The organism is Achromobacter sp. ACM01 (assembly GCF_014851745.1).
GTDB classification, from domain to species: domain Bacteria; phylum Pseudomonadota; class Gammaproteobacteria; order Burkholderiales; family Burkholderiaceae_B; genus Achromobacter; species Achromobacter aegrifaciens.
In genome coordinates this window covers 417,619-439,878 of the sequence record NZ_JACVAF010000003.1, presented here as the reverse complement: position 1 = coordinate 439,878, position 22,260 = coordinate 417,619, and the positions used below count along the sequence as shown (strand labels likewise).

The window sequence follows — 22,260 nt, the reverse complement described above, 5'->3', positions numbered from 1 at the left end:
GATTGAGCCCACTATGAGCACCAAGAGAATCGTCAAGTTCGAAATCTACCGCTACGATCCGGACAAGGACGAGCGCCCGTACATGCAGAAGCTGGAAGTCGAACTCCAGCCGACCGACAAGATGCTGCTCGATGCGCTGGTGCGCATCAAGAACGACGTCGATGACAGCCTGGCCCTGCGCCGCTCGTGCCGTGAAGGCGTGTGCGGTTCGGACGCCATGAACATCAACGGCAAGAACGGTCTGGCGTGCACGACCAACCTGCGCGAACTGAAGGAACCCATCGTTCTGCGTCCGCTGCCGGGCCTGCCCGTCATCCGCGACCTGATCGTGGACATGACGCACTTCTTCAACCAGTACCACTCGATCCGCCCGTACCTCATCAACGACACGCCGCCGCCCGAAAAGGAACGTCTGCAGTCGCCCGAGGCCCGCGAAGAGCTGGATGGCCTGTACGAGTGCATTCTGTGCGCGTGCTGTTCCACTTCCTGCCCGTCGTTCTGGTGGAACCCGGACAAGTTCGTCGGCCCGGCCGGCCTGCTGCAAGCCTACCGCTTCATCGCCGACAGCCGCGACGAAGCCACGGGCAGCCGCCTCGACAATCTGGACGATCCGTACCGCCTGTTCCGTTGCCACACCATCATGAATTGCGTCGACGTCTGTCCCAAGGGACTGAACCCGACCAAGGCGATCGGCAAGATCAAGGAACTGATGGTTCGCCGTACGGTCTAGTTTTTATTAAGCGCATTTTGCCTCCGGCGGCATTTTTTGCCGCCGGGCCGTCCCAAGGCAAAAACGCCCCCAAGGGGGGGGCAGCAAGCCCGCGTAGCGGGTGCGGCGTGGGGGCTTTTAAAGGTGTAAAGAAGGATGAGCAAGCTAACTGAATTGGAGCGGGCGCGCTTGCGTTGGCGGGCGCGCCGCGGCTTGCTCGAAAACGACTTGATCATCACCCGGTATCTGGATGCCCACGAGGCTGAGCTTACCGATGATGACGTAGCCGCATTGACGCAGCTTTTCGAGATGGGAGACAACGACCTTCTCGACCTGCTGCTGGCCCGCAAAGAGCTTGAGGGCGCGCTGGACACGCCCAGGCTTCGGAGCATCATTGGCCAGATGCGCGCGCTCTGATTAATTGAGAGGAATGAACATGAACCTGTCTGACAAAAAAGCCACTCTATCCTTCTCGGATGGCAGCGCCCCCATTGAGTTCCCTGTTTACAAGGGTACGGTTGGTCCGGATGTGATCGACATCCGCAAGCTGTACGGCCAGACGGGCATGTTCACGTTTGACCCCGGCTTCATGTCCACCGCTGCCTGCGAATCGGGCATCACGTACATCGACGGCGACAAGGGCGAACTGCTGTACCGCGGCTACCCCATCGAGCAATTGGCCGTCAATTGCGACTTCATGGACATCTGCTACCTGATCCTGAACGGCGAACTGCCCAACAAGGACCAGAAGGCCGATTTCGATTCGCAAGTGACCCATCACACGATGGTCAACGAGCAGCTGCACTTCTTCCTGCGCGGCTTCCGTCGCGACGCGCACCCGATGGCCGTGCTGACCGGCCTGGTCGGCGCGCTGTCCGCGTTCTACCACGACTCCACCGACATCACGAACCCGCAGCATCGTCACATCTCGGCCATCCGCCTGATCGCCAAGATGCCGACGCTGGTCGCGATGGCCTATAAGTATTCGCAAGGCCAGCCCTTCATCTACCCGCAGAACGACCTGTCCTACACGGGCAACTTCCTGCGCATGATGTTCGCCACGCCGTGCGAAGACTACAAGGTGAACGAAGTCGTCGAGCGCGCGCTGGACCGCATCTTCATCCTGCACGCCGACCACGAGCAGAACGCTTCGACCTCGACCGTCCGCCTGTGCGGTTCGTCGGGCACCAACCCGTTCGCCGCCATCTCGGCCGGCGTGGCTTGCCTGTGGGGCCCGGCTCACGGCGGCGCCAACGAAGCTTGCCTGCAGATGCTGGAAGAGCTGCAAGCCAACGGCGGCATCGCCAAGGTCGGCGAGTTCATGGAGAAGGTCAAGGACAAGAACTCGGGCGTGCGCCTGATGGGCTTTGGCCACCGCGTCTACAAGAACTACGACCCGCGCGCCAAGCTGATGCAGGAAACCTGCAAGGAAGTGCTCTCGGCCCTGGGCCTGGAAAACGACCCGCTGTTCAAGCTGGCCATGGAACTGGAACGCATCGCCCTGTCGGATCCGTACTTCGTCCAGCGCAAGCTGTACCCGAACGTGGACTTCTACTCGGGTATCGTCCAGCGCGCCATCGGCATCCCGACCTCGCTGTTCACGGCCATCTTCGCGCTGGCCCGCACGGTGGGCTGGATCGCCCAGTGGAACGAAATGCTGTCGGATCCCGATTACAAGATCGGCCGTCCGCGCCAGCTGTTCACCGGTTCGGTCACGCGCGACGTGCCCCCGATGGACAAGCGTTGATACGCAGTCTGGCTTGAACAAGAAACCGCCTTCGGGCGGTTTTTTGTTGCCTGTACGCCGTGTGGCCGCGGCGCGATGGTTTGGCGTGTACCATCCTTGCCATGATTCCGATAGCGCTGCCTTCTGCTGGCTTCTACATTTTTGTTTCCCTGGGTTTTCTTGCCGGTCTGGCGCTGCTGGCCTGGGCCGTGGTCCTGGTCGCCAGCGGCGGCGCGCGCCGTACGGTGCGCAAGTACTGGAAGACTTCTTCCCTGGTGTTCGTCGTGCTGGCCGTGCCGTTCGCCTTCTATGCCTGGGTGCAGACGGTGATCTGGCAAATCGAGCGAGAGGGCGCCCGTGCCGAGGCAGCCCGCAATGTCACGCTGCAGGAAGTCACGACCGTCGGCGGCATCGCCATGCCCGCGGGCACTCGACTGAAGCTGCAGGACGAAGGGCAGCTGGAGACCTATCTCGAAGCGGAATTTCCGCAGCCCGTGGCCATGTATGGCGTGCAGGCGTCGAGCGCGCGGCGCTATCTCAATTCGGACTATGACGACGAAACCTACGCCTTGCGGGGCCGCTATCCGCGCAACGTCATCCTGCGTGGCGCGGGCAGCCAGACCGTGCTGGGCTGGCAGTGCGACGCCACGCAGGATATCGAATTCGAGGTGGCGCGCGATGGCGCGATGAGGGCGCTGGACAAGTGCGTGCTGGGGCCGGGCAACCGCGCCGAAACCCTGGACCTTGCGCCGGGTTCCATCGTCTACGGCTCCGGCGGCACGGTCTACACCGATGGCTCGAGCGATCCGGACCGCTGGCGCATCGAGGTCAAGGATCCGATGGCGGTCCGGATATTCGGGCTGCCCTTGAGCGAGCCCCGGCTGTACCTGGACGAGGCGCGGCGCCTGCTGCGGGTCAGCGATGCGGAACTGGCCTGCCCGACGCGATTCGGCGGCGTGAGCTATGCTGCCGGCACCCAGGTCAAGTCGGTGCGCCGCGGCCGCGGCGATGCGCGCGAGCCGTTCCCGGGCGTGCTGGTGCTGAGCCCCTGGAATGGCCAGGCCGCCACACGCGACGGCCAGGCGGACGTGCCGGAAGGCATGTCGGTGATGCAGACCTTGGCTGGCGAGGTCGTGGACGTGGTCCGGAACGACACGGTGGGCGTCTTCCACTTCGCCACCTTCGTCGTGGGCGACGAGGAACCCGAGGCCCCCCGTCGCGCATCCTGCCCTTGAGCGCACGGCCCTCGCGGGCGGGTGTTACGCGCCGATGCCGCGCGCCATCAGCACGGCGAACAGCGGCAGGAAGATGAACAGGTGCGATTCGATCATGACCCAGCGCCGCGCCCGCTTGATGTCGGCGGCCGCAGGCAAGAAGCCCGGCTGCTGCCGCGACTGCTTGGCCCAGCGCAGGAAGGTCATCGTCGGCGCGATCGAACAGAGCCCGATGATGACGAAGAGCGTGATCTTGGCATGGAACCAGGGATTGCTCATGTAGAACGCGGCGCCCTTGATGCCCAGCGTCAGGCGCAGCACACCAGTGATGAGCACCACCACGGCGCTCAGCGCATAGAGGCGGTCATAGATGACCAGGCGCTTGAGGCCGGCGGCAGTGAGATCGGGCCGCAGCAGCACGGCTTCGGCGGTCAGGACCACCACCAGCAGGAAGATGGCCAGGTAGTGAAACCAGGCATACAAGGCGTCGGCCAGCATGTTGACTCCAGAAAACAAGGTTGAACTTGGTTTTTACCATCAGCCCGTGCCGGCGGGCTATCGCGGCGGCATGAGCCCGCGCAATGAAAATGGGCGCCCCGAGGGGCGCCCATTGCTCAGCGGCTGACTATCATCAACGGCGCTTCTTGGCGGCCTCGGCGGCTTCCTGCTGCGCGTCCACCACGGCCAGCGCCGTCATGTTGACGATGCGGCGCACGGTGGCGCTGGTGGTCAGGATGTGCACGGGGCGCGCCGCGCCCAGCAGGATCGGGCCCATCGCGACGCCATTGCTGCCAGTCATCTTCAGCATGTTGTACGTGATGTTGCCGGTGTCCAGCGTGGGCATGACGAGCAGGTTGGCGCGGCCCTTGAGCGTGCTGTCCGGGTAGGCCAGGACGCGGATCTTTTCCGACAGGGCGGCGTCGGCGTGCATTTCGCCGTCGACTTCCAGGTCGGGAGCGCGGTCCTGCACCATCTGGCGCGCGGCGGCCATCTTGCGCGAGGATTCCGTCACGCGGCTGCCGAAGTTGGAGTGCGACAGCAGGGCGATCTTCGGCACCACGCCAAAGCGCAGCATTTCGTCCGCGGCCTGGATGGTGATGCTGGCGACTTCCTCGGCCGTCGGGTTCTCGTTGACGTGGGTGTCGGTGACGAACAGCGTCTGGTCGGGCAGCATCAGCACGTTCAGGGCGGCGTAGGTCTGGCCTTCCTTCTTGCCGATGATTTCGTCGATGTACTTGAGCTGGTTGTCGTACTTGCTGGCCACGCCGCACAGCAGGGCATCCGCGTCGCCGCGACGCAGCAGCATCGCGCCGATCAGCGTGTTGTGCTTGCGGATCATCGCCTTGGCGATGGCCGGCGTCACGCCTTCGCGGCCCTTCAGCTGGTAGTACGCGTTCCAGGTTTCGTTGAAGCGGCTGTCGTCTTCCGGATCCACGATCTCGAAGTCCTGGCCGGCCGCCAGGCGCAGGCCGAACTTCTTGATGCGCATTTCGATGACGGCCGGGCGGCCGATCAGGATCGGGAACGCCAGCTTCTCATCGGCCACGGTCTGTACCGCGCGCAGCACGCGCTCGTCTTCGCCGTCGGCGTAGATGACGCGCTTGGGCGCCTTCTTGGCCTGGGCGAACAGCGGACGCATCAGCTGGCCCGAGTGGTACACGAAGCCCATCAGCTTCTGGCGGTAGGCTTCGATGTCCTCGATGGGGCGGGCGGCCACGCCGGAGTCGGCGGCGGCCTGGGCCACGGCGGGGGCGATCTGGACGATCAGGCGCGGGTCGAAGGGCTTGGGGATGATGTAGTCCGGGCCGAACGACAGTTCCTGGCCGGCGTAGGCGCGGGCCACTTCGTCGTTCTGCTCGGCTTGCGCCAGTTCGGCGATGGCCTTCACGCAAGCCAGCTTCATCTCTTCCGTGATGCGCGACGCGCCGGCGTCCATGGCGCCGCGGAAGATGAAGGGGAAGCACAGCACGTTGTTGACCTGGTTCGGGTAGTCCGAACGGCCGGTGGCGATGATGCAGTCCGGGCGGGCGGCCTTGGCCACTTCAGGACGGATTTCCGGTTCCGGATTGGCCAGCGCCAGGATCAGCGGGCTGGCGGCCATGGTCTTGACCATGTCGGCGGTCAGCACGCCGGCGGTCGAGCAGCCCAGGAACACGTCGGCGCCGTTGACCACGTCGGCCAGCGTGCGTGCGTCGGTCTTCTGCGCGTAGCGCTTCTTGTTGGCTTCCATGTTTTCATCGCGGCCGTCCCAGATCACGCCGCGCGAATCCACCACGTAGATGTTCTCGCGCTTGACGCCCAGGTGGACCAGCAGGTCCAGGCAGGCGATGGCGGCGGCGCCGGCGCCGGAGCAGGCCAGCTTGACCTTGCCGATGTCCTTGTTCACGACCTTCAGGCCGTTCAGGATGGCAGCCGACGAAATGATGGCGGTGCCGTGCTGGTCGTCGTGGAAGACGGGGATCTTCATGCGCTCGCGCAGCTTCTTCTCGATGTAGAAGCACTCGGGCGCCTTGATGTCCTCGAGGTTGACGCCGCCCAGCGTGGGTTCCAGCGCGGCGATGATGTCGACCAGCTTGTCGGGGTCGTTCTCGGCCAGTTCGATGTCGAACACGTCGATGCCGGCGAACTTCTTGAACAGGCAGCCCTTGCCTTCCATCACGGGCTTGGCGGCCAGCGGGCCGATGTTGCCCAGGCCCAGCACGGCGGTGCCGTTGGTGATCACGCCCACCAGGTTGCCGCGCGAGGTGTACTTCGAGGCGGCGTCATCGCCCTGGTCGAAGATGGCCATGCAGGCGGCTGCCACGCCGGGGGAGTAGGCCAGGGACAGGTCGTCCTGGTTGGCCAGCGTCTTGGTCGGAGTGACCGAGATTTTGCCGGGGGTGGGGTAGGCGTGGTAGTCCAACGCCATTTTGGTGAGGGTTTCGTCCATGGGATACAGGCCTTGCGGGCGCTAAATGGAAAGGAAATGGGATTGCAAAAAGCGGGCTCGCGGCCCGCCGTATTTTCTGGGAAATGCTTGGGAACACCCGTATTTCAACAGAAAGCGCGGGTGCTTGGTTGTTGCGCTGCAGCGAATGGACGATTTTGCGCAAAACCTCGCTGCATTGCGGATTGCAATCCTATCTATCCCAAGGCGGCGTTTGCCGCGCGCCGGCATTCAGGCGCGCGCGCAACGCCTGGGCATCTTCCTGGCGGTCCAGGCTGTCCAGCGCGTACAGCACGATCCAATCCGCGCTGACCTCGAAGAAGTCGCGCAGCTGGGCGCGGGTATCGCTGCGGCCGAAGCCGTCGGTGCCCAGCGTGCGGTAGGGCGCGGGCACCCAGGCGCGGATCTGTTCCGGCACGGCGCGCACGTAGTCGCTGGCGGCGACTACCGGGGCGTTGCTGGCGCCCAGGCAGCTGCGGACCCAGTCGGCGCCGGATGCAAGGCCGAGCACGCGGGCGCGTTCGGCTTCGCGGCCGTCGCGGGCCAGTTCGGAAAAGCTGGTGACGCTCCAGACTTCGGCGTCCACGCCGTAATCGGCCTGCAGGCGCTCCGCCGCGAGTTCGGCCTCGCGCAGCATCGGGCCCGCGCCCAGCAGGCGCACCTGGGCCTGCCCGCGCGCGGGCCGCAGGCGGTACATGCCGCGCAGGATGCCCTCGCGCACGTCGTTGCCTGCCGGCATGTCCGGCTGTGCCAGGTTCTCGTTGGTGACGGTCAGGTAGTAGAACTCGTCGCGCTGTTCGTCCAGCATGCGGCGCATGCCGTGCTCGACGATGATGGCGACCTCGTAGGCATAGGCCGGGTCATAGGCGCGGCAGTTCGGCACGGCGGCGGCCATGATGTGGCTGGAGCCGTCCTGGTGCTGCAGCCCCTCGCCGCCGAGTGTGGTGCGGCCGGAGGTGGCGCCGACAAGGAAGCCGCGCGTGCGCTGATCGGCGGCAGCCCAGATCAGGTCGCCGATGCGCTGGAAGCCGAACATCGAGTAATAGATATAGAAGGGCAGCATCGGCAGGCCGTTGACCGAATAGCTGGTGCCCGCGGCCGTCCACGAGGAAATCGCGCCGGCCTCGGTAATGCCTTCTTCCAGGATCTGGCCGTCGCGCGCCTCGCGGTAATACAGCACCGAGCCGATGTCTTCGGGTTCGTAGAGCTGGCCTTGCGCGGAATAGATGCCGATCTGTCGGAACAGGTTGGCCATGCCGAAGGTGCGCGCCTCGTCCGCCACGATGGGCACGATGCGCGGCCCCACGTTGGCGTCCTTGAGCAGGGCGGTGAGCATGCGCACGATGGCCATGGTGGACGACATTTCCTTGCCGTCGGCGGCCAGCGCGAAGCGCGCCCAGTGCTCCGCGTCCGGCGGCGCCAGGCGCGGCGCCTCGGTATTGCGGCGGGGAATGTGGCCGCCCAGCGCGGCGCGGCGCGCCTGCAGGTGGCGCAGTTCGGCGCTGTCCTCGGCCGGGCGGTAGAACTTCAGCGCCAGGCAATCGGCGTCCGAGATCGGCAGCGCGAAGCGGTCGCGGAAGGCCAGCAGCGCCTCGTCATCCAGCTTCTTCTGCTGGTGCGTGGTCATCTTGCCCTGGCCGGCCGAGCCCATGCCGAAACCCTTCTTGGTCTGCGCCAGGATCACCGTGGGCTGGCCGCGATGGCGCACGGCGCGGTGGTAGGCCGCGTGGATCTTCACCATGTCATGGCCGCCGCGGTGGAGGCGGTCGATGGCTTCGTCGCTCCAGTCGGCCACCAGGGCGGCCAGTTCGGGATTCTGGTTGAAGAAGTGGGCGCGGTTGAAGGCGCCGTCGTTGGCCGCGAAGGTCTGGAACTGTCCGTCCACGGTATTGGCGAAGGCGCGCGCCAGGGCGCCGTTGGTGTCGCGCCGCAGGAGCGCGTCCCAGTCGCTGCCCCAGACCAGCTTGATGACGTTCCAGCCGGCGCCCGCGTACAGCGTTTCCAGTTCGTCGATGATGCGGCCGTTGCCGCGCACCGGGCCGTCCAGGCGCTGCAGGTTGCAATTGACCACGAACACCAGGTTGTCGAGCTTTTCGCGCGCGGCCAGCGTCAGCGCGGCGATGGATTCAGGTTCGTCCATTTCGCCATCGCCGAAGATGCCCCAGACCTTGCGGTCGCCGCCGGGCATCAGCGAACGGTGCTCCAGGTAGCGCATGAAGCGCGCCTGGTAGATGGCGTTGATGGGGCCGATGCCCATCGAGCCCGTGGGGAATTGCCAGAAATCCGGCATCAGCCACGGGTGCGGATACGACGACAGCCCGCGCAGGCCGCGCGCGCCAGCCGTGATCTCCTGGCGGAAATGCGCCAGGTCCTCTTCGCCCAGAAAGCCTTCCAGATAGGCGCGGGCATACACGCCGGGCGCCGAGTGCGGCTGCATGTAGACCAGGTCGCCGGGGCCGTCCGGGCTCTGCGCGCGAAAGAAATGGTTGAAGCCGACCTCGAACAGGTCGGCGGCCGAGGCGTAGCTGGCGATGTGGCCGCCCAGTTCTCCATGCGCCTGGTTGGCGCGCACCACCATGGCCAGCGCATTCCAGCGGTTGATGCGGGCGATCCGTTCCTCCACGGCGAGGTTGCCGGGGAAGGGCGGCTCCTGATCGGCGGGGATGGTGTTGAGGTAGGCGGTGCGGGTCTGGCTGTTGGCGCGCAGGCCCAGCGACGCCGCATGACCCAGCAGATTGTCCAGCACGTAGCCCGCGCGCTCAGAACCTTCCGCCTGTACCAGCGATTCCAGCGCCTCACGCCATTCGGCGGTTTCGGCGGGGTCGGCGTCGTGCTGGATGTCTTGCCCGGGGCGGGCGGAACTGGCGTCGCGCATGGTCTTGTCGTCTCCTGGTTTGACGTCCATGCTAGACCCTAGCCCCTGGCATGGGTGATCAAAATTCTGGGGAAACTTCGGAAAATTCAGCATAATCTTTTGCAAGTTTTACCGCTTGCGGCAGCTTCTGCCGAGGATATGCTTGGTGGTCGTATCAGAGGGGTGACCGCCAGGTGGACGCGAAGGCGCTAGAATTCGCGCCTGGCAAGATAGGAATAACTGCAATGACCCAACCCATCAGCGTCCCGGCAGAGGTCACGTTGCCCGAACTTACGTTCCGCGGCATCCTCCTGGGCGCAATCATCACCGTCATCTTCACGGCTTCCAACGTCTTTCTCGGACTGAAGGTCGGCCTGACGTTCTCATCCGCCATTCCGGCGGCGGTGATCTCGATGTCCGTCCTGCGCCTGTTCAAGGACGCGAACATCCTCGAAAACAACATGGTGCAGACCCAGGCCTCCGCGGCCGGGACGCTGTCGTCCATCATCTTCATCCTGCCGGCCCTGGTCATGATGGGGCACTGGCAGGGCTTCCCGTTCTGGCAGACGCTGGGCATCTGCGCCGCCGGCGGCATGCTGGGCGTGATGTTCACCATTCCGCTGCGCCATGTCATGGTGGTGCAGAGCGACCTGCCGTATCCGGAAGGCGTGGCTGCCGCTGAAATCCTGCGGGTGGGCAGCGCCGAGCGCGCCCAGGACGAGGCCGCGGACAACGGACGCGCGCCAGCCAAGGCCGAGACCGGCATGGGCGACATCGTGGCCGGCGGCGTGGTCGCCGCCGCGGTCAGCTTCGCGGCCAGCGGACTGCGCGTGCTGGGAGACAGCGTCAGCGGCTGGTTCGCGCTGGGCGGCGCGGTGTTCCGGCTGCCCATGGGCTTTTCGCTGGCGCTGCTGGGCGCGGGCTACCTGATCGGCATCGTCGCGGGCCTGGCCATGCTGACCGGGTTGATCATTTCCTGGGGCATCGCCGTGCCCATCCTCACCGCCATGGGCGACATCCCGGCGGGCACGTCGCTGGCGAAGTACGCCACCGGCCTGTGGGCTTCGCAGGTGCGCTTCATCGGCGCCGGCGTGATCGGCGTGGGCGCCATCTGGACGCTGGCCACGCTGTTCATGCCGATGGCGCGCGGCGTCAAGGCTTCGTTCGCGGCGCTGACCAAGGCGGGCGCGGCCCGCGCCGGACGCGCGCCGCGCACCGAGCGCGACCTGTCGGCCGGCTGGATCTCGGCCGTGACGCTGGTGCTGGTGGCGGTCCTGGTGGTGACCTTCCAGGTGTTCCTGTCCGGCGCGCCGCTGTCGCCTGCCGGCATCTGGAAGCTGGTGGCCTACGCCGTGCTGTTTGCCTTCGTCTTCGGCTTCCTGGTGGCCGCCGCCTGCGGCTACATGGCCGGCCTGGTGGGGTCGTCGACCAGCCCGATCTCGGGCGTGGGCATCGTTGCCATCGTGCTGGTGTCGCTGCTGATGCTGGCGCTGGGCGGCGAATTGCTGGGCGCGCAGAACGGCGTGCAGATGGCGATTGCACTGTCGATCTTCAGCACCTCGGCGGTGGTGGCGGTGGCCTCCATTTCCAACGACAACCTGCAGGACCTGAAGACCGGCTGGCTGGTGGGCGCGACGCCCTGGCGTCAGCAGGTGGCCCTGCTGATCGGCTGCGTCGCCGGCGCGGCAGTGATTTCGCCGGTGCTGGAACTGCTTTACAACGCCTACGGTTTTGCCGACGCCATGCCGCGCGAGGGCATGGACCCGGCGCAGGCCCTGTCCGCGCCGCAGGCGACGCTGATGCTGGCGATCGCGCGCGGCATCTTCACGCACCAGCTCAACTGGACCATGATCCTGATCGGCATGGCGGTCGGCGTGGGCCTGATCGTGGTGGACGAGATCATGAAGCGCACCTGCCGCGTGGCCCGGATTCCGGTGCTGGCCGTGGGTATCGGCATCTATCTGCCGCCCACCGTCGCCGCGCCCATCGTGGTCGGCGCGGTCCTGGCATGGCTGCTGGAACGCGCCCTGCGCCGCCGCGCGGCCGCCACCGGCAAGCCCTACGAGCAGTTCGCCGACGCAGCCAATCGCCGCGGCGTGCTGATCGCCTCGGGCCTGATCGTGGGCGAAAGCCTGGTCGGCGTGCTGATGGCCGGCATCATCGGCGCGGCCGGCACCGAAGCCCCGCTGGCGATCGCCGGCGCGGGCTTCGAGCACACGGCCTCGTTCCTGGGGTTGGCCGTCTTCGTGGCGGTGGCGATCCTGTTCTGGCGCCGGGTGATGAAACTGGCGTGAAGCGCCTGGCCATTCCTGCCGGGCGGCCGCCTCAGGCGGCGTCCAGCAGGTCGGCCAGCGTGCGGGCGATGACCTTGGTGGCGCGCCGCAGGTCTTCCAGCACTACCCGCTCATCGTTGCGCTTGGCGTGCGATTCCAGCACGGTGCGCGGTCCGGCGCCGTAGATCACGCCCGGAATGCCCGCTTCGGCGTACAGGCGCACGTCGGTGTAGAGCGGCGTGCCCATGGCGGCGATGGGCTCGCCGAACAATTCCTCTCCATGCTTCTGAATGGCCTGCACCAGCGGCTGGCTGCCGGGCAGCGGGCGCATGGAATTGGCCAGTAACAGGCGCTTGATGTCCACGCTGATGCCGGGCACGGCAGCAGCGGTTTCCTGGATGATGCGGCGGATGTCGGCCTCGACCTCGGCCGCGCTTTCTTCGGGGATCATGCGCCGGTCCAGCTTGAACGCCACCTTGCCCGGCACCACATTGGTGTTGGTGCCGCCTTCGATGCGGCCCACGTTCAGGTAGGGGTGGCTGATGCCCGGCACCTTGGAGCGGATTTCCCGGTACCGTGCGTTCTGCGCGTACAGCGCGTTCAGGATGGCAACCGCGCCTTGCAGCGCGTCCACGCCGCTGCTGGGGATGGCGGCATGCGCCATCTTGCCGTGGACCGTCACTTCCATTTGCAGGCAGCCGTTGTGGGCGGTTACGACCTCGTAGCTGAAACCCGCGGCGATCAGCAGATCGGGCTTGGTCAGTCCTTGGGACAGCAGCCAGCCGGGGCCGAGCAGGCCGCCGAATTCCTCGTCGTAGGTGAAGTGCAGTTCGACGGCGCCGCGGCTGGGGCGGGCGACGGCTTCCAGCGCGCGCAGGGCGAACGTGTAGCTGGCGAAGTCGCTCTTGCTGACCGCGGCGGCGCGGCCGTACAGGCTGCCGTCGTCGATCTCGCCGCCGTAGGGGTCATGTTCCCAGCCTTCGCCCGGCGGCACCACGTCGCCGTGGGCATTGAGCGCCACGCGCGGGCCGCCCGCGCCGTATTCGCGGCGCACGATCAGGTTGGTGATCGATTGCAGGCCATAGTCCCGCACGGCCTCGGCGGGCACGGGATGGGCTTCCGCCTGCAGGCCGAAGCCTTGCAGCAGCTCGGCCGTGCGCTCGGCATGCGGTGCGTTGTTACCGGGCGGCGTGTCGGTCGGCACGCGCACCAGCTCCTGCAGGAAGCGGACTTCCTCGTCAAAGTGGGCGTCAATCCAGGCGTCGAGTCGGGCGTAGTCGGTCATGGTCGGCTATTGGGTGTCGTGGGCAAGGTCGTCGAGCAGGTTCAGGAACGCCAGCACGGCAAGCTGGATGTCGTCGCTGGAGGTGGATTCGCGCGGGTTGTGGCTGATGCCGGAATTCTGGCCGCGCACGAACAGCATGGCCTGGGGCATGACTTCGTGCAGCTTCATGGCATCGTGGCCTGCGCCGCTGGGCATGCGGTGGACCGGCAGTCCCAGCGCATCGACGGCGCGTTCCCAGCGCTGCTGCCAGGCGCGATCGCTGGGCGCGGCGGCGGCGCGCATGGTTTCTTCCAGCGTGTAGCGCAGGCCGCGGCGCTGGCAGATGGCTTCCAGTTCGGCCAGCACGTCCTGCGCCAGCGCATCGCGCTGCGCGTCGCTGGGTGCGCGCAGGTCCAGGCTGAAGCGGCACTCTCCGGGCACCACGTTGATCGACCCGCCGGGCACTTCCAGCATGCCCATGGTGCCCACCGAGTCGCCGTCGCGGGCGGCGCGCTGCTCCACGTACAAGGCCAGTTCGGCGGTGGCGGTGGCGGCGTCGCGGCGGCGGTTCATGGGCGTGGTGCCGGCGTGGCAGGCCAGGCCGTTGATCCGCACCTGGTAGCGCACGCAGCCATTGATCGACGTGACCACGGCCAGCGGCAGCCCCATTTCGTAGAGCACCGGACCTTGTTCGATGTGGACTTCGACGAAGCCCAGATAGAGGGCAGGGTCGCGCTTGAGCTTGGGAATGTCTTCACTGCGCAGGCCGGCTTGCGCCATGGCGTCGCGCATGCTGACGCCGTCGACGTCCTGCTGGTCCAGCCATTGCGGCTTGAAGTCGCCGATCAGCGCGCCCGAGCCCAGGAAGGTGGCGCGGTAGCGCTGGCCTTCCTCTTCCGCGAAGCCGATGACTTCCAGGTGGTAGGGCAGGCGCTTGCCCTGGCGGCGCAGTTCGCGCACGCAGGCCATCGGCACGAAGATGCCCAGCCGGCCGTCGTATTTGCCGGCGTTGCGCACGGTGTCGTAATGGCTGCCCGTCATGAGCGTGGGGGCGTCGGGGCTGGCGGCCAGGTAGCGGCCAACCACGTTGCCGACCGCGTCGATGCCGACCTCGTCGAAGCCGCAGTCGCGCATCCATTGCGACAACAGTCCGGCGCAGGCGCGGTGGGCTTCGGTCAGGTAGGTGACGGTGAGCTGCCCTTTTTCGGCGTAGCCGGGATCGCTGTGGACGGCCAGTTGCTCGCCCCAGTCCCAGATGTCGTTGCCGATGGCGGGTTCGGCGCCGAAGCCATCGCGCAGGCGGATCTCGGCGATGCGGTGCAACTGCTGCTGGGCCTCATCGAACTCCAGGTCCGGCGGGTTGTCCAGGCGTCGGGTGAACTCGTCGATCACCTGCTGGCGCGTCATGCCGGCGCCGCGCGGGCCGCGCACGGCCAGCACGAAGGGAAAGCCGAACCTGGCGCGGTAGTCGGCGTTCAACGCTTGCAGGCGGGCAGATTCGGCGGGCGTACACGCGGCCAATCCGGCCAGGTCCTGTTCGCGCGCCGAATCCGCGTCCTGGGGCGTCCCTGCTGCCAGCTCGGGATGGGCGCGCAGTAGCGCCGTCCGGGCATCGGCATCCGCGTCGTTCACGGCGCGGCGCAGGCGCTGCGCCAGGTCGGCCAGCGAGCGGAACGGCCGGTGGCCAAGCGCGCGTTCGGCGATCCAGGGCGCGCGGCCGTACAGGCCGTCGAGCATGGCGGCGGCGTCCGCGGGCGCTGCCGCATTGAGTTGGGCTAGGGTGTGGGCCATGGCCGTCCTGTTCAGGCGTTGGGGGTGTAGGGATGCGCCGTCTTCCAGTGGCGCGCGATGTCCAGGCGCCGGCAGACCCAGACGCGGTCATGGCTGGCAATGTGGTCCAGGAAGCGCTGCAGCGCAGTGATGCGGCCGGGCCGGCCCAGCAGGCGGCAATGCATGCCGATGCTCATCATCTTGGGGGCCTCGTCGCCTTCGGCGTAGAGCGCGTCGAAGCTGTCCTTCAGGTACTGGAAGAAGGGATCTGCGTGCGAATAGCCCTGCGGCAGCGCGAAGCGCATGTCGTTGCAGTCCAGCGTGTAGGGCACGATCAGTTGCGGCACGACGCTGCCGTCCGTTTTCTGTACGCGCATCCAGAAGGGCAGGTCGTCGCCGTAGTAGTCGCTGTCGTACTCGAAGCCGCCGTAGTCGGCCACCAGACGCCGCGTGCGCGGGCTGTCGCGTCCGGTGTACCAGCCCAGCGGACGGCTGCCGGTCAATTGCGTGATCGCGTCCATGGCCAGGCGCATGTGTTCGCGCTCGGTGGCCTCGTCGATGTGCTGATAGTGGATCCAGCGCCAGCCGTGGCAGGCGATTTCGTGTCCCAGCTCGACGAAGGCGGCGGTCAGCTCGGGGTGGCGCTGCAAGGCCATGCCGACGCCGAACACCGTCAGCGGCAGGCCGCGCTTCTCGAATTCGCGCAGGATGCGCCAGACGCCGGCGCGCGAGCCGTACTCGTAGATGCCTTCCATGCTGAGGTGGCGCTCGGGATAGCTGGCGGGGTTGAACATTTCCGACAGGAACTGTTCGGACCCGGCGTCGCCATGCAGCACGCTGTTTTCGCCGCCTTCCTCGTAATTCAGCACGAACTGCACCGCGATGCGCGCCTGCCCCGGCCATCGGGCATGCGGCGGATTGCGGCCGTAGCCGGCCAGGTCGCGGGGGTAGGGGAGCGTGGAATCGTAGACGGTCATGGACAGGCGGGCGGAGTGCAACGGCGCGCGGCGGCCGGGCGTGGGTGGGCGGACGACTTCCTGATGATCAGCACCATAGCTGGAAATCCTAGTTTTGTATACAAACTATGTACATAATTTTGCGGAGGCGATGTGTCGGGAAGGTCCGGCCACGGAAAAAAGCCCAGCCGGCGGACACGCCGGCTGGGCTGCGCTTCCTGCGCTCATCATGGGCGCTGGCGGCCAGGGCTGGCAAGCCCTGGGGCAAGGCTGGACTTTCAGCGCAAGTCGCCGCAAGGCCAGCCGAAGGCGCCGTAGGCGCCCTTATCCGTTGCGGTAGAGAAAGCTGTAGGCGTTGATCGCCGGCACCCCTCCCAGGTGCGCATACAGAACCCGCGAACCGGCCGGAATCTCGCCGCGGCGGATGATGTCCATCATGCCCTGCATGGATTTTCCTTCGTAGACCGGGTCGGTCATCATGCCCTCGAGCCGGGCGCAGAGGCGGATGGCCTCGTTGGTCTCGGCCGAGGGCAGGCCGTAGGCCGGATAGGCATAGCGGGTGTCCAGCACCACGTCGCGCTCTTCGATGGCAGCCCCGAGTCCGACCATATCGGCCGTGCGCCGCGCGATGCGCAGGATCTGCGCGCGGGTTTGCTCGGGCGTGCCCGAAGCGTCGATACCGATGACGCGGTCCGCGCGGCCATCCGCCGCAAAGCCCACCACCATGCCGGCCTGCGTGCTGCCCGTGACGGCGCAGACAACGATGTAGTCGAACTTGAAGCCCAGCTCGGCTTCCTGGCGCCGCACTTCCTCGGCGAAGCCGACGTAGCCCAGGCCGCCAAGTTCATGGTCGGATGCGCCGGCCGGAATCGCGTAGGGCTTGCCGCCGCGCTTGCGGACGTCTTCCAGCGCCTCTTCCCAGCTGCGGCGAAAGCCGATGTCAAACCCCTGGTCCACAAGACGCACGTCGGCGCCCATCAGGCGGCTCATCATGATGTTGCCGACCCGGTCGTAGACCGCGTCTGAATAGTCCACCCAGTTTTCCTGCACCAGCACGCAGGCCAGGCCCAGCTTGGCGGCCACCGCAGCCACCATGCGGGTGTGGTTGGACTGGATGCCGCCGATGGTGACCAGCGTGTCGCAGCCCTGTTCCAGCGCCTGCGGGATCAGGTACTCCAGCTTGCGCAGCTTGTTGCCGCCGAACGCGAGGCCGCTGTTGCAGTCTTCGCGCTTGGCGTAGATCTCGACCTTGCCGCCCAGATGCGCGGACAGGCGCTCGAGCTTTTCGATGGGGGTGTCGCCGAAGGTCAGGCGATGGCGCGGAAATCGTTGCAGATCCATGGGACTCTCCTGGGCCGGGCCGGGTGGCGCGGATGGAAAAATCATAGGAATTTCAAGGATTTGCCGTCAATTGCGTATTTTTATTATTTAAAAGGAAAATAATTAAATAAACGTCCAGATTTATATTTAATATTTCCTGATTGGCTTTTTGATCGAAATTTAATTTTCAGGGACGTATCAAATGTCGGCAAATTCTGAGCTGGACCGCATCGATCGCCACATCCTGCGCGTGCTGCAGCAGGACGCGCAGATCACCAACCTGGAGCTGAGCGCGCGCGTCCACCTGAGCCCGGCCGCCTGCCTGCGCCGCGTGGAAAAGCTCAAGAACGAGGGCGTCATCCGCAAGACGGTCGCCCTGCTGGAGCCGGCGGAAGTGGACATGGCCACCCTGGTCATCGTGGGCGTGGTGCTGGACCGCTCCACGCCGGAATCCTTCACCGATTTCGAAGCCGCGGCGCGCGGCATCAGCGGCTGCCTGGAATGCCACCTGGTGGCCGGCGAGTTCGACTACTTCCTGATGCTGCGCATCCGTGATCTGGAACGCTTCAACAAGCTGCATGCGGGCGAGATCATCAAGCTGCCCGGCGTACGCCAGATCCGCACCTTTTTCGTCCTGAAAGAGATCCTGTCGACCACCGAATTGCCCGTATGAACGAGGCTAATGCGCAACACTGCAATTTCTGCCAGTGAAAATGATGCGGCGCGGCATTTTGGGTTACCGGAAATTGAATGTGAGTAGACGGCGCAATGGAAGGGGTTGCCTGGACATTCCAATGCTGCATGACGGCATTCCGAATGCGCTTTTGCGTCACGCAAACGCAAGAAGACGTCCTTAAACTCAAAGGGCTATACTCTTATCCCATACGGCTTTTAAGGCTTGTACGCGCCTTCTGCCCCTGCTATCCGCCTAACGGGAAGCCCGTGTCGCGGAAGGTTTTCCTGCATCGTGTCGAGTGAAGCACTCGTAAAGGTGAAGCGATATGTCTTCGGAAATAGAATCTCTATCCACGTCTTATCTCTTTGGGGGTAACGCCCCTTATGTTGAGGAGCTTTACGAAGCCTACCTCGACAATCCCGGTTCGGTACCTGACAACTGGCGCGAATACTTCGACCAGCTGCAACACGCTCCCGCTACCGACGGCCAGGAATCCACCCGCGACCAGGCCCACGCTCCCATCGTCGAATCGTTCGCCCAGCGCGCCAAGGCCAATGCCTTCGTGCAACGCGCGGCCGAACCCGACCTGACCGTGGCCAGCAAGCAGGTTTCGGTGCAGTCGCTGATCGCGGCCTACCGCTCCCTGGGTTCGCGCTGGGCCGACCTGGATCCGCTCAAGCGCCAGGAACGTCCCCCGATCCCCGAACTCGATCCGGCCTTCTACGGCCTGACCGAAGCCGATCTGGACCAGACCTACTCGGCCACCAACACCTACTTCACGACCGCCAGCACGATGACGCTGCGCGACATCCTGAAGGCGCTGCGCGACACGTACTGCCGCAGCATCGGTGCCGAATTCACGCACATCTCCGACCCCGCCGCCAAGCGCTGGATCCAGGAACGCCTGGAAGCCACCCTGGGCGCGCCCGCCTACTCGGCCGAAGAAAAGCGCCACATCCTGCAGCAGCTGACCGAGTCCGAAGGCCTCGAGCGCTTCCTGCACACCAAGTACGTCGGCCAGAAGCGCTTCTCGCTGGAAGGCGGCGAAAGCTTCATCGCCTCGATGGACGAAGTGGTGAACCACGCCGGTGAAAATGGCGTCCAGGAAATCGTGGTCGGCATGGCCCACCGCGGCCGCCTGAACCTGCTCGTGAACATCATGGGCAAGATGCCCGGCGACCTGTTCGCCGAGTTCGAAGGCAAGCACGCCGAAGGCCTGACCGACGGCGACGTGAAGTACCACAACGGCTTCTCCAGCGACCTGTCCACCCGTGGCGGCCCGGTCCACCTGTCGCTTGCGTTCAACCCGTCCCACCTGGAAATCGTCAACCCCGTGGTCGAAGGCAGCGCGCGCGCCCGCCAGGAACGCCGCGGCGACGCCGAAGGCAAGCAAGTGCTGCCGGTGCTGGTGCACGGCGACGCGGCCTTCGCCGGCCAGGGCGTGGTCATGGAAACCCTGAACCTGGCCCAGACCCGCGGCTACGGCACGGGCGGCACGCTGCACATCGTCATCAACAACCAGATCGGCTTCACCACGTCCGACCCCCGCGACTCGCGCTCGACGCTGTATTGCACCGACGTGGTCAAGATGATCGAAGCGCCGGTGTTCCACGTCAACGGCGACGATCCCGAAGCCGTCGTGTTCGTGACCAAGCTGGCGCTGGACTACCGTCTGCAGTTCCGCCACGACGTGGTCGTGGACATCGTCTGCTTCCGCAAGCTGGGCCACAACGAGCAAGACACCCCGTCGCTGACGCAGCCCCTGATGTACAAGCGCATCGGCCATCACCCCGGCACGCGCAAGCTGTACGCCGACAAGCTGACCACGCAAGGCGTGCTGGCCGACGGCGAAGCCGATCAGCTCGTCAAGGATTACCGCCAGCTGATGGAAGACGGCCAGCGCACCATCGAACCGGTGCTGACCGACTACAAGAGCAAGTACGCCATCGACTGGTCGCCGTTCCTGGGCGCCAAGTGGACCGACCAGGCCGACACCGCCGTGCCGCTGGCCGAACTCAAGCGCATCGGCGAACGCATCACCAGCGTGCCGGAAGGCTTCACGGTGCACCCGCTGGTCGCCAAGCTGCTGAACGACCGCCGCACCATGGCCAAGGGCGAAATGAACCTGGACTGGGGCATGGGCGAACACCTCGCCTTCGCGACCCTGGTGTCCTCGGGCTACGCCATCCGCATCACCGGCCAGGACTCGGGCCGCGGCACGTTCACGCACCGCCATGCCGTGCTGCACGACCAGAACCGCGAACGCTGGAACGACGGCACCTACATTCCGCTGCAGAACGTCTCGGAAGGCCAGGCTCCGTTCACCGTCATCGACTCCGTGCTGTCCGAAGAGGCTGTGCTGGGCTTTGAATACGGTTACTCCAGCGCCGAGCCCAACACGCTGACCATCTGGGAAGGCCAGTTCGGCGACTTCGTCAACGGCGCCCAGGTCGTGATCGACCAGTTCATCAGCTCCGGCGAAGCCAAGTGGGGCCGCCAGTCGGGCCTGACCCTGATGCTGCCGCACGGCTACGAAGGCCAGGGTCCCGAGCACTCGTCGGGCCGCATCGAGCGCTTCCTGCAGCTGTGCGCCGACAACAACATGCAAGTGGTCCAGCCGACCTCCGCGTCGCAGATCTTCCACGTGCTGCGCCGTCAGATGATCCGTCCGTTCCGCAAGCCGCTGGTGCTGTTCACGCCCAAGTCGCTGCTGCGCAACAAGGACGCCGGTTCGCCCCTGACCGACCTGGCCGGCGGCAGCTTCCGCCCGGTCATCGGCGAGGTCGACGAGGCCATCGACGCCAGCAAGGTCAAGCGCGTGCTGGCTTGCTCGGGCAAGGTCTACTACGATCTGGTCAATGCCCGCCGCGAGCGTGGCGCCGACAACGTTGCGATCGTCCGCGTCGAACAGCTGTATCCGTTCGCGCACAAGTCGTTCGAAACGGAACTGCGCAAGTACCCGAAGGCAACCGAAGTGATCTGGGTTCAGGACGAACCGCAGAACCAGGGCGCCTGGTTCTACGTTCAGCATCACGTGTACGAGAACATGGTCGAAGGCCAGAAGCTGGGTTACGCCGGCCGCGCCGCGTCGGCATCGCCGGCCGTGGGCTACCTGGCCAAGCACCAGGAGCAGCAGAAGGCCCTGATCGAAACGGCTTTCGCGCCCAAGTTCAAGGTCATGTTGACGAAGTAACACTCGCTTGATGCACGCGCCGCGCGCGCAGGTTTCTGGAATTCCGATTCGAAGCTTGCCGCGCAGCGCGACCAGAACACAAACTTTACGGAACAAACAAAATGGCTATTACCGACGTCGTCGTCCCCCAACTCTCCGAATCCGTCTCCGAAGCGACGCTGCTGACCTGGAAGAAGCAGCCGGGCGCTGCCGTTGAAGCGGACGAAATCCTGATCGAAGTCGAAACCGACAAGGTCGTGCTGGAAGTGCCGGCTCCCGCTTCGGGCGTGCTGGCTGAAATCGTCAAGGGCGACGGCAGCACCGTCACCTCCGGCGAAGTGCTGGCTCGCATCGACACCGCCGGCAAGGCCGCCGTTGCCGCCGCCGCGCCCGCCGCCGAAGCGCCCAAGGCCGCCGAGCAAGCCGCTGCCGCTCCGGCCGCCGCTCCCGCTTCGTCGGCTGCCGCCGGCGTGGCTTCGCCCGCCGCTGCCAAGATCCTGGCCGAGAAGGGCGTTGACGCCGCTTCCGTGGCTGGCTCCGGCCGCGACGGCCGCGTGACCAAGGGCGATGCCCTGGCCGCCAGCGCGCCCGCCAAGGCCGCTCCGGCCAAGGCCGCCGCTCCGGTCGCGCCCCCGACGCTGTCGCTGGACGGCCGTCCGGAACAGCGCGTGCCGATGAGCCGCCTGCGCGCCCGCATCGCCGAGCGCCTGCTGCAATCGCAACAGGAAAACGCGATCCTGACCACGTTCAACGAAGTGAACATGCAGGCCGTCATCGACCTGCGCAACAAGTACAAGGACAAGTTCGAGAAAGAGCACGGCATCAAGCTGGGCTTCATGTCGTTCTTCGTCAAGGCCGCCGTTGCCGCGCTGAAGAAGTTCCCGCTGATCAACGCCTCGATCGACGGCAAGGACATCATCTACCACGGCTACTTCGACATCGGTATCGCTGTCGGCAGCCCGCGCGGCCTGGTTGTGCCGATCCTGCGCAACGCCGACCAGCTGTCGATCGCCGACATCGAAAAGACCATCGCCGACTTCGGCCGCCGCGCCGCTGACGGCAAGCTGGGCATTGAAGAAATGACCGGCGGCACGTTCTCGATCTCCAACGGCGGCGTGTTCGGCTCGATGCTGTCGACCCCGATCATCAACCCGCCGCAATCGGCCATCCTGGGCGTGCACGCCACCAAGGATCGCGCCGTGGTTGAAAACGGCCAGATCGTCATCCGCCCGATGAACTACCTGGCGCTGTCCTACGACCACCGCATCATCGACGGCCGCGAAGCCGTGCTGGGCCTGGTCGCCATGAAGGACGCCCTGGAAGATCCGCAGCGCCTGTTGCTGGACCTGTAATCTCGACGCCCCGGCCCGGCGCCCACCCGACCCCTGGGTCTTGCGGCG

General features: G+C 65.8%; 16 protein-coding genes. 9 read left to right on the top strand and 7 right to left on the bottom strand.

What is annotated here, in order from left to right; all coding sequences use genetic code 11:
- Nucleotides 1–13: 13 nt before the first annotated feature.
- From IB268_RS16785 to IB268_RS16770, 4 genes are all read left to right on the top strand, one after another.
- A complete protein-coding gene (locus IB268_RS16785; RefSeq protein ID WP_054450743.1) occupies nt 14–730 on the top strand; it encodes a succinate dehydrogenase iron-sulfur subunit in 717 nt (238 codons plus the stop codon).
- Nucleotides 731–865: 135 nt separating this feature from the next.
- Entirely contained in the window at nt 866–1,126 is a 261-nt protein-coding gene (locus IB268_RS16780) for a succinate dehydrogenase assembly factor 2 (protein WP_013392311.1), read from the top strand.
- Nucleotides 1,127–1,145: 19 nt separating this feature from the next.
- Nucleotides 1,146–2,456: a citrate synthase gene (locus IB268_RS16775; RefSeq protein WP_013392312.1), complete on the top strand. Its 1,311-nt coding sequence runs from the start codon at nt 1,146–1,148 to the stop codon at nt 2,454–2,456.
- Nucleotides 2,457–2,557: 101 nt separating this feature from the next.
- Nucleotides 2,558–3,670, top strand: coding sequence for a hypothetical protein (locus IB268_RS16770; protein WP_119450944.1), 1,113 nt, complete (start codon nt 2,558–2,560; stop codon nt 3,668–3,670).
- A gap of 24 nt (nt 3,671–3,694) precedes the next feature.
- Here IB268_RS16770 and IB268_RS16765 read toward each other — a convergent pair whose 3' ends face one another.
- Entirely contained in the window at nt 3,695–4,147 is a 453-nt protein-coding gene (locus tag IB268_RS16765) for a DUF2214 family protein (protein WP_054450746.1), read from the bottom strand.
- On the opposite strand from IB268_RS16765, the gene IB268_RS31190 reads away from it, so the two are divergent.
- Complete coding sequence (locus tag IB268_RS31190; RefSeq protein WP_255423521.1) at nt 4,146–4,274, top strand: hypothetical protein; 129 nt, start codon at nt 4,146–4,148, stop codon at nt 4,272–4,274. The two genes, IB268_RS16765 and IB268_RS31190, sit on opposite strands and share 2 nt — an antisense overlap.
- A gap of 6 nt (nt 4,275–4,280) precedes the next feature.
- Here IB268_RS31190 and IB268_RS16760 read toward each other — a convergent pair whose 3' ends face one another.
- Both IB268_RS16760 and mdeB read right to left on the bottom strand, forming a co-directional pair.
- A complete protein-coding gene (locus IB268_RS16760) occupies nt 4,281–6,578 on the bottom strand; it encodes an NADP-dependent malic enzyme (protein ID WP_054450748.1) in 2,298 nt (765 codons plus the stop codon).
- Between the two features lie 190 nt (nt 6,579–6,768).
- Complete coding sequence (gene mdeB / locus IB268_RS16755) at nt 6,769–9,450, bottom strand: alpha-ketoglutarate dehydrogenase (protein ID WP_192354724.1); 2,682 nt, start codon at nt 9,448–9,450, stop codon at nt 6,769–6,771.
- 224 nt (nt 9,451–9,674) lie between these two features.
- On the opposite strand from mdeB, the gene IB268_RS16750 reads away from it, so the two are divergent.
- Nucleotides 9,675–11,723: an OPT family oligopeptide transporter gene (locus IB268_RS16750; protein WP_192354546.1), complete on the top strand. Its 2,049-nt coding sequence runs from the start codon at nt 9,675–9,677 to the stop codon at nt 11,721–11,723.
- 31 nt (nt 11,724–11,754) lie between these two features.
- Here IB268_RS16750 and IB268_RS16745 read toward each other — a convergent pair whose 3' ends face one another.
- The 4 genes from IB268_RS16745 to IB268_RS16730 form a co-directional block, all read right to left on the bottom strand.
- A complete protein-coding gene (locus tag IB268_RS16745) occupies nt 11,755–12,987 on the bottom strand; it encodes a M20/M25/M40 family metallo-hydrolase (RefSeq protein WP_175163657.1) in 1,233 nt (410 codons plus the stop codon).
- 6 nt (nt 12,988–12,993) lie between these two features.
- Nucleotides 12,994–14,757, bottom strand: coding sequence for a 2-oxo-4-hydroxy-4-carboxy-5-ureidoimidazoline decarboxylase (uraD, locus tag IB268_RS16740; RefSeq protein WP_192354545.1), 1,764 nt, complete (start codon nt 14,755–14,757; stop codon nt 12,994–12,996).
- Between the two features lie 11 nt (nt 14,758–14,768).
- Entirely contained in the window at nt 14,769–15,713 is a 945-nt protein-coding gene (puuE, locus tag IB268_RS16735; RefSeq protein ID WP_175163661.1) for an allantoinase PuuE, read from the bottom strand.
- Nucleotides 15,714–16,016: 303 nt separating this feature from the next.
- Entirely contained in the window at nt 16,017–17,033 is a 1,017-nt protein-coding gene (locus IB268_RS16730; RefSeq protein WP_054450759.1) for a 1-aminocyclopropane-1-carboxylate deaminase, read from the bottom strand.
- 181 nt (nt 17,034–17,214) lie between these two features.
- Between IB268_RS16730 and IB268_RS16725 the strand changes: the two genes are divergently transcribed.
- The 3 genes from IB268_RS16725 to odhB all read left to right on the top strand — a co-directional run bounded on the left by IB268_RS16725 (nt 17,215) and on the right by odhB (nt 22,212).
- Nucleotides 17,215–17,685, top strand: a complete 471-nt coding sequence (locus IB268_RS16725) for an Lrp/AsnC family transcriptional regulator (protein ID WP_192354544.1) — start codon at nt 17,215–17,217, stop codon at nt 17,683–17,685.
- A 328-nt stretch (nt 17,686–18,013) separates the two neighbouring features.
- Complete coding sequence (locus IB268_RS16720) at nt 18,014–20,881, top strand: 2-oxoglutarate dehydrogenase E1 component (protein WP_054450764.1); 2,868 nt, start codon at nt 18,014–18,016, stop codon at nt 20,879–20,881.
- A gap of 101 nt (nt 20,882–20,982) precedes the next feature.
- On the top strand, nt 20,983–22,212 hold the full coding sequence (gene odhB / locus IB268_RS16715) for a 2-oxoglutarate dehydrogenase complex dihydrolipoyllysine-residue succinyltransferase (protein WP_054450766.1): 1,230 nt from the start codon (nt 20,983–20,985) through the stop codon (nt 22,210–22,212).
- Nucleotides 22,213–22,260: the final 48 nt, after the last annotated feature.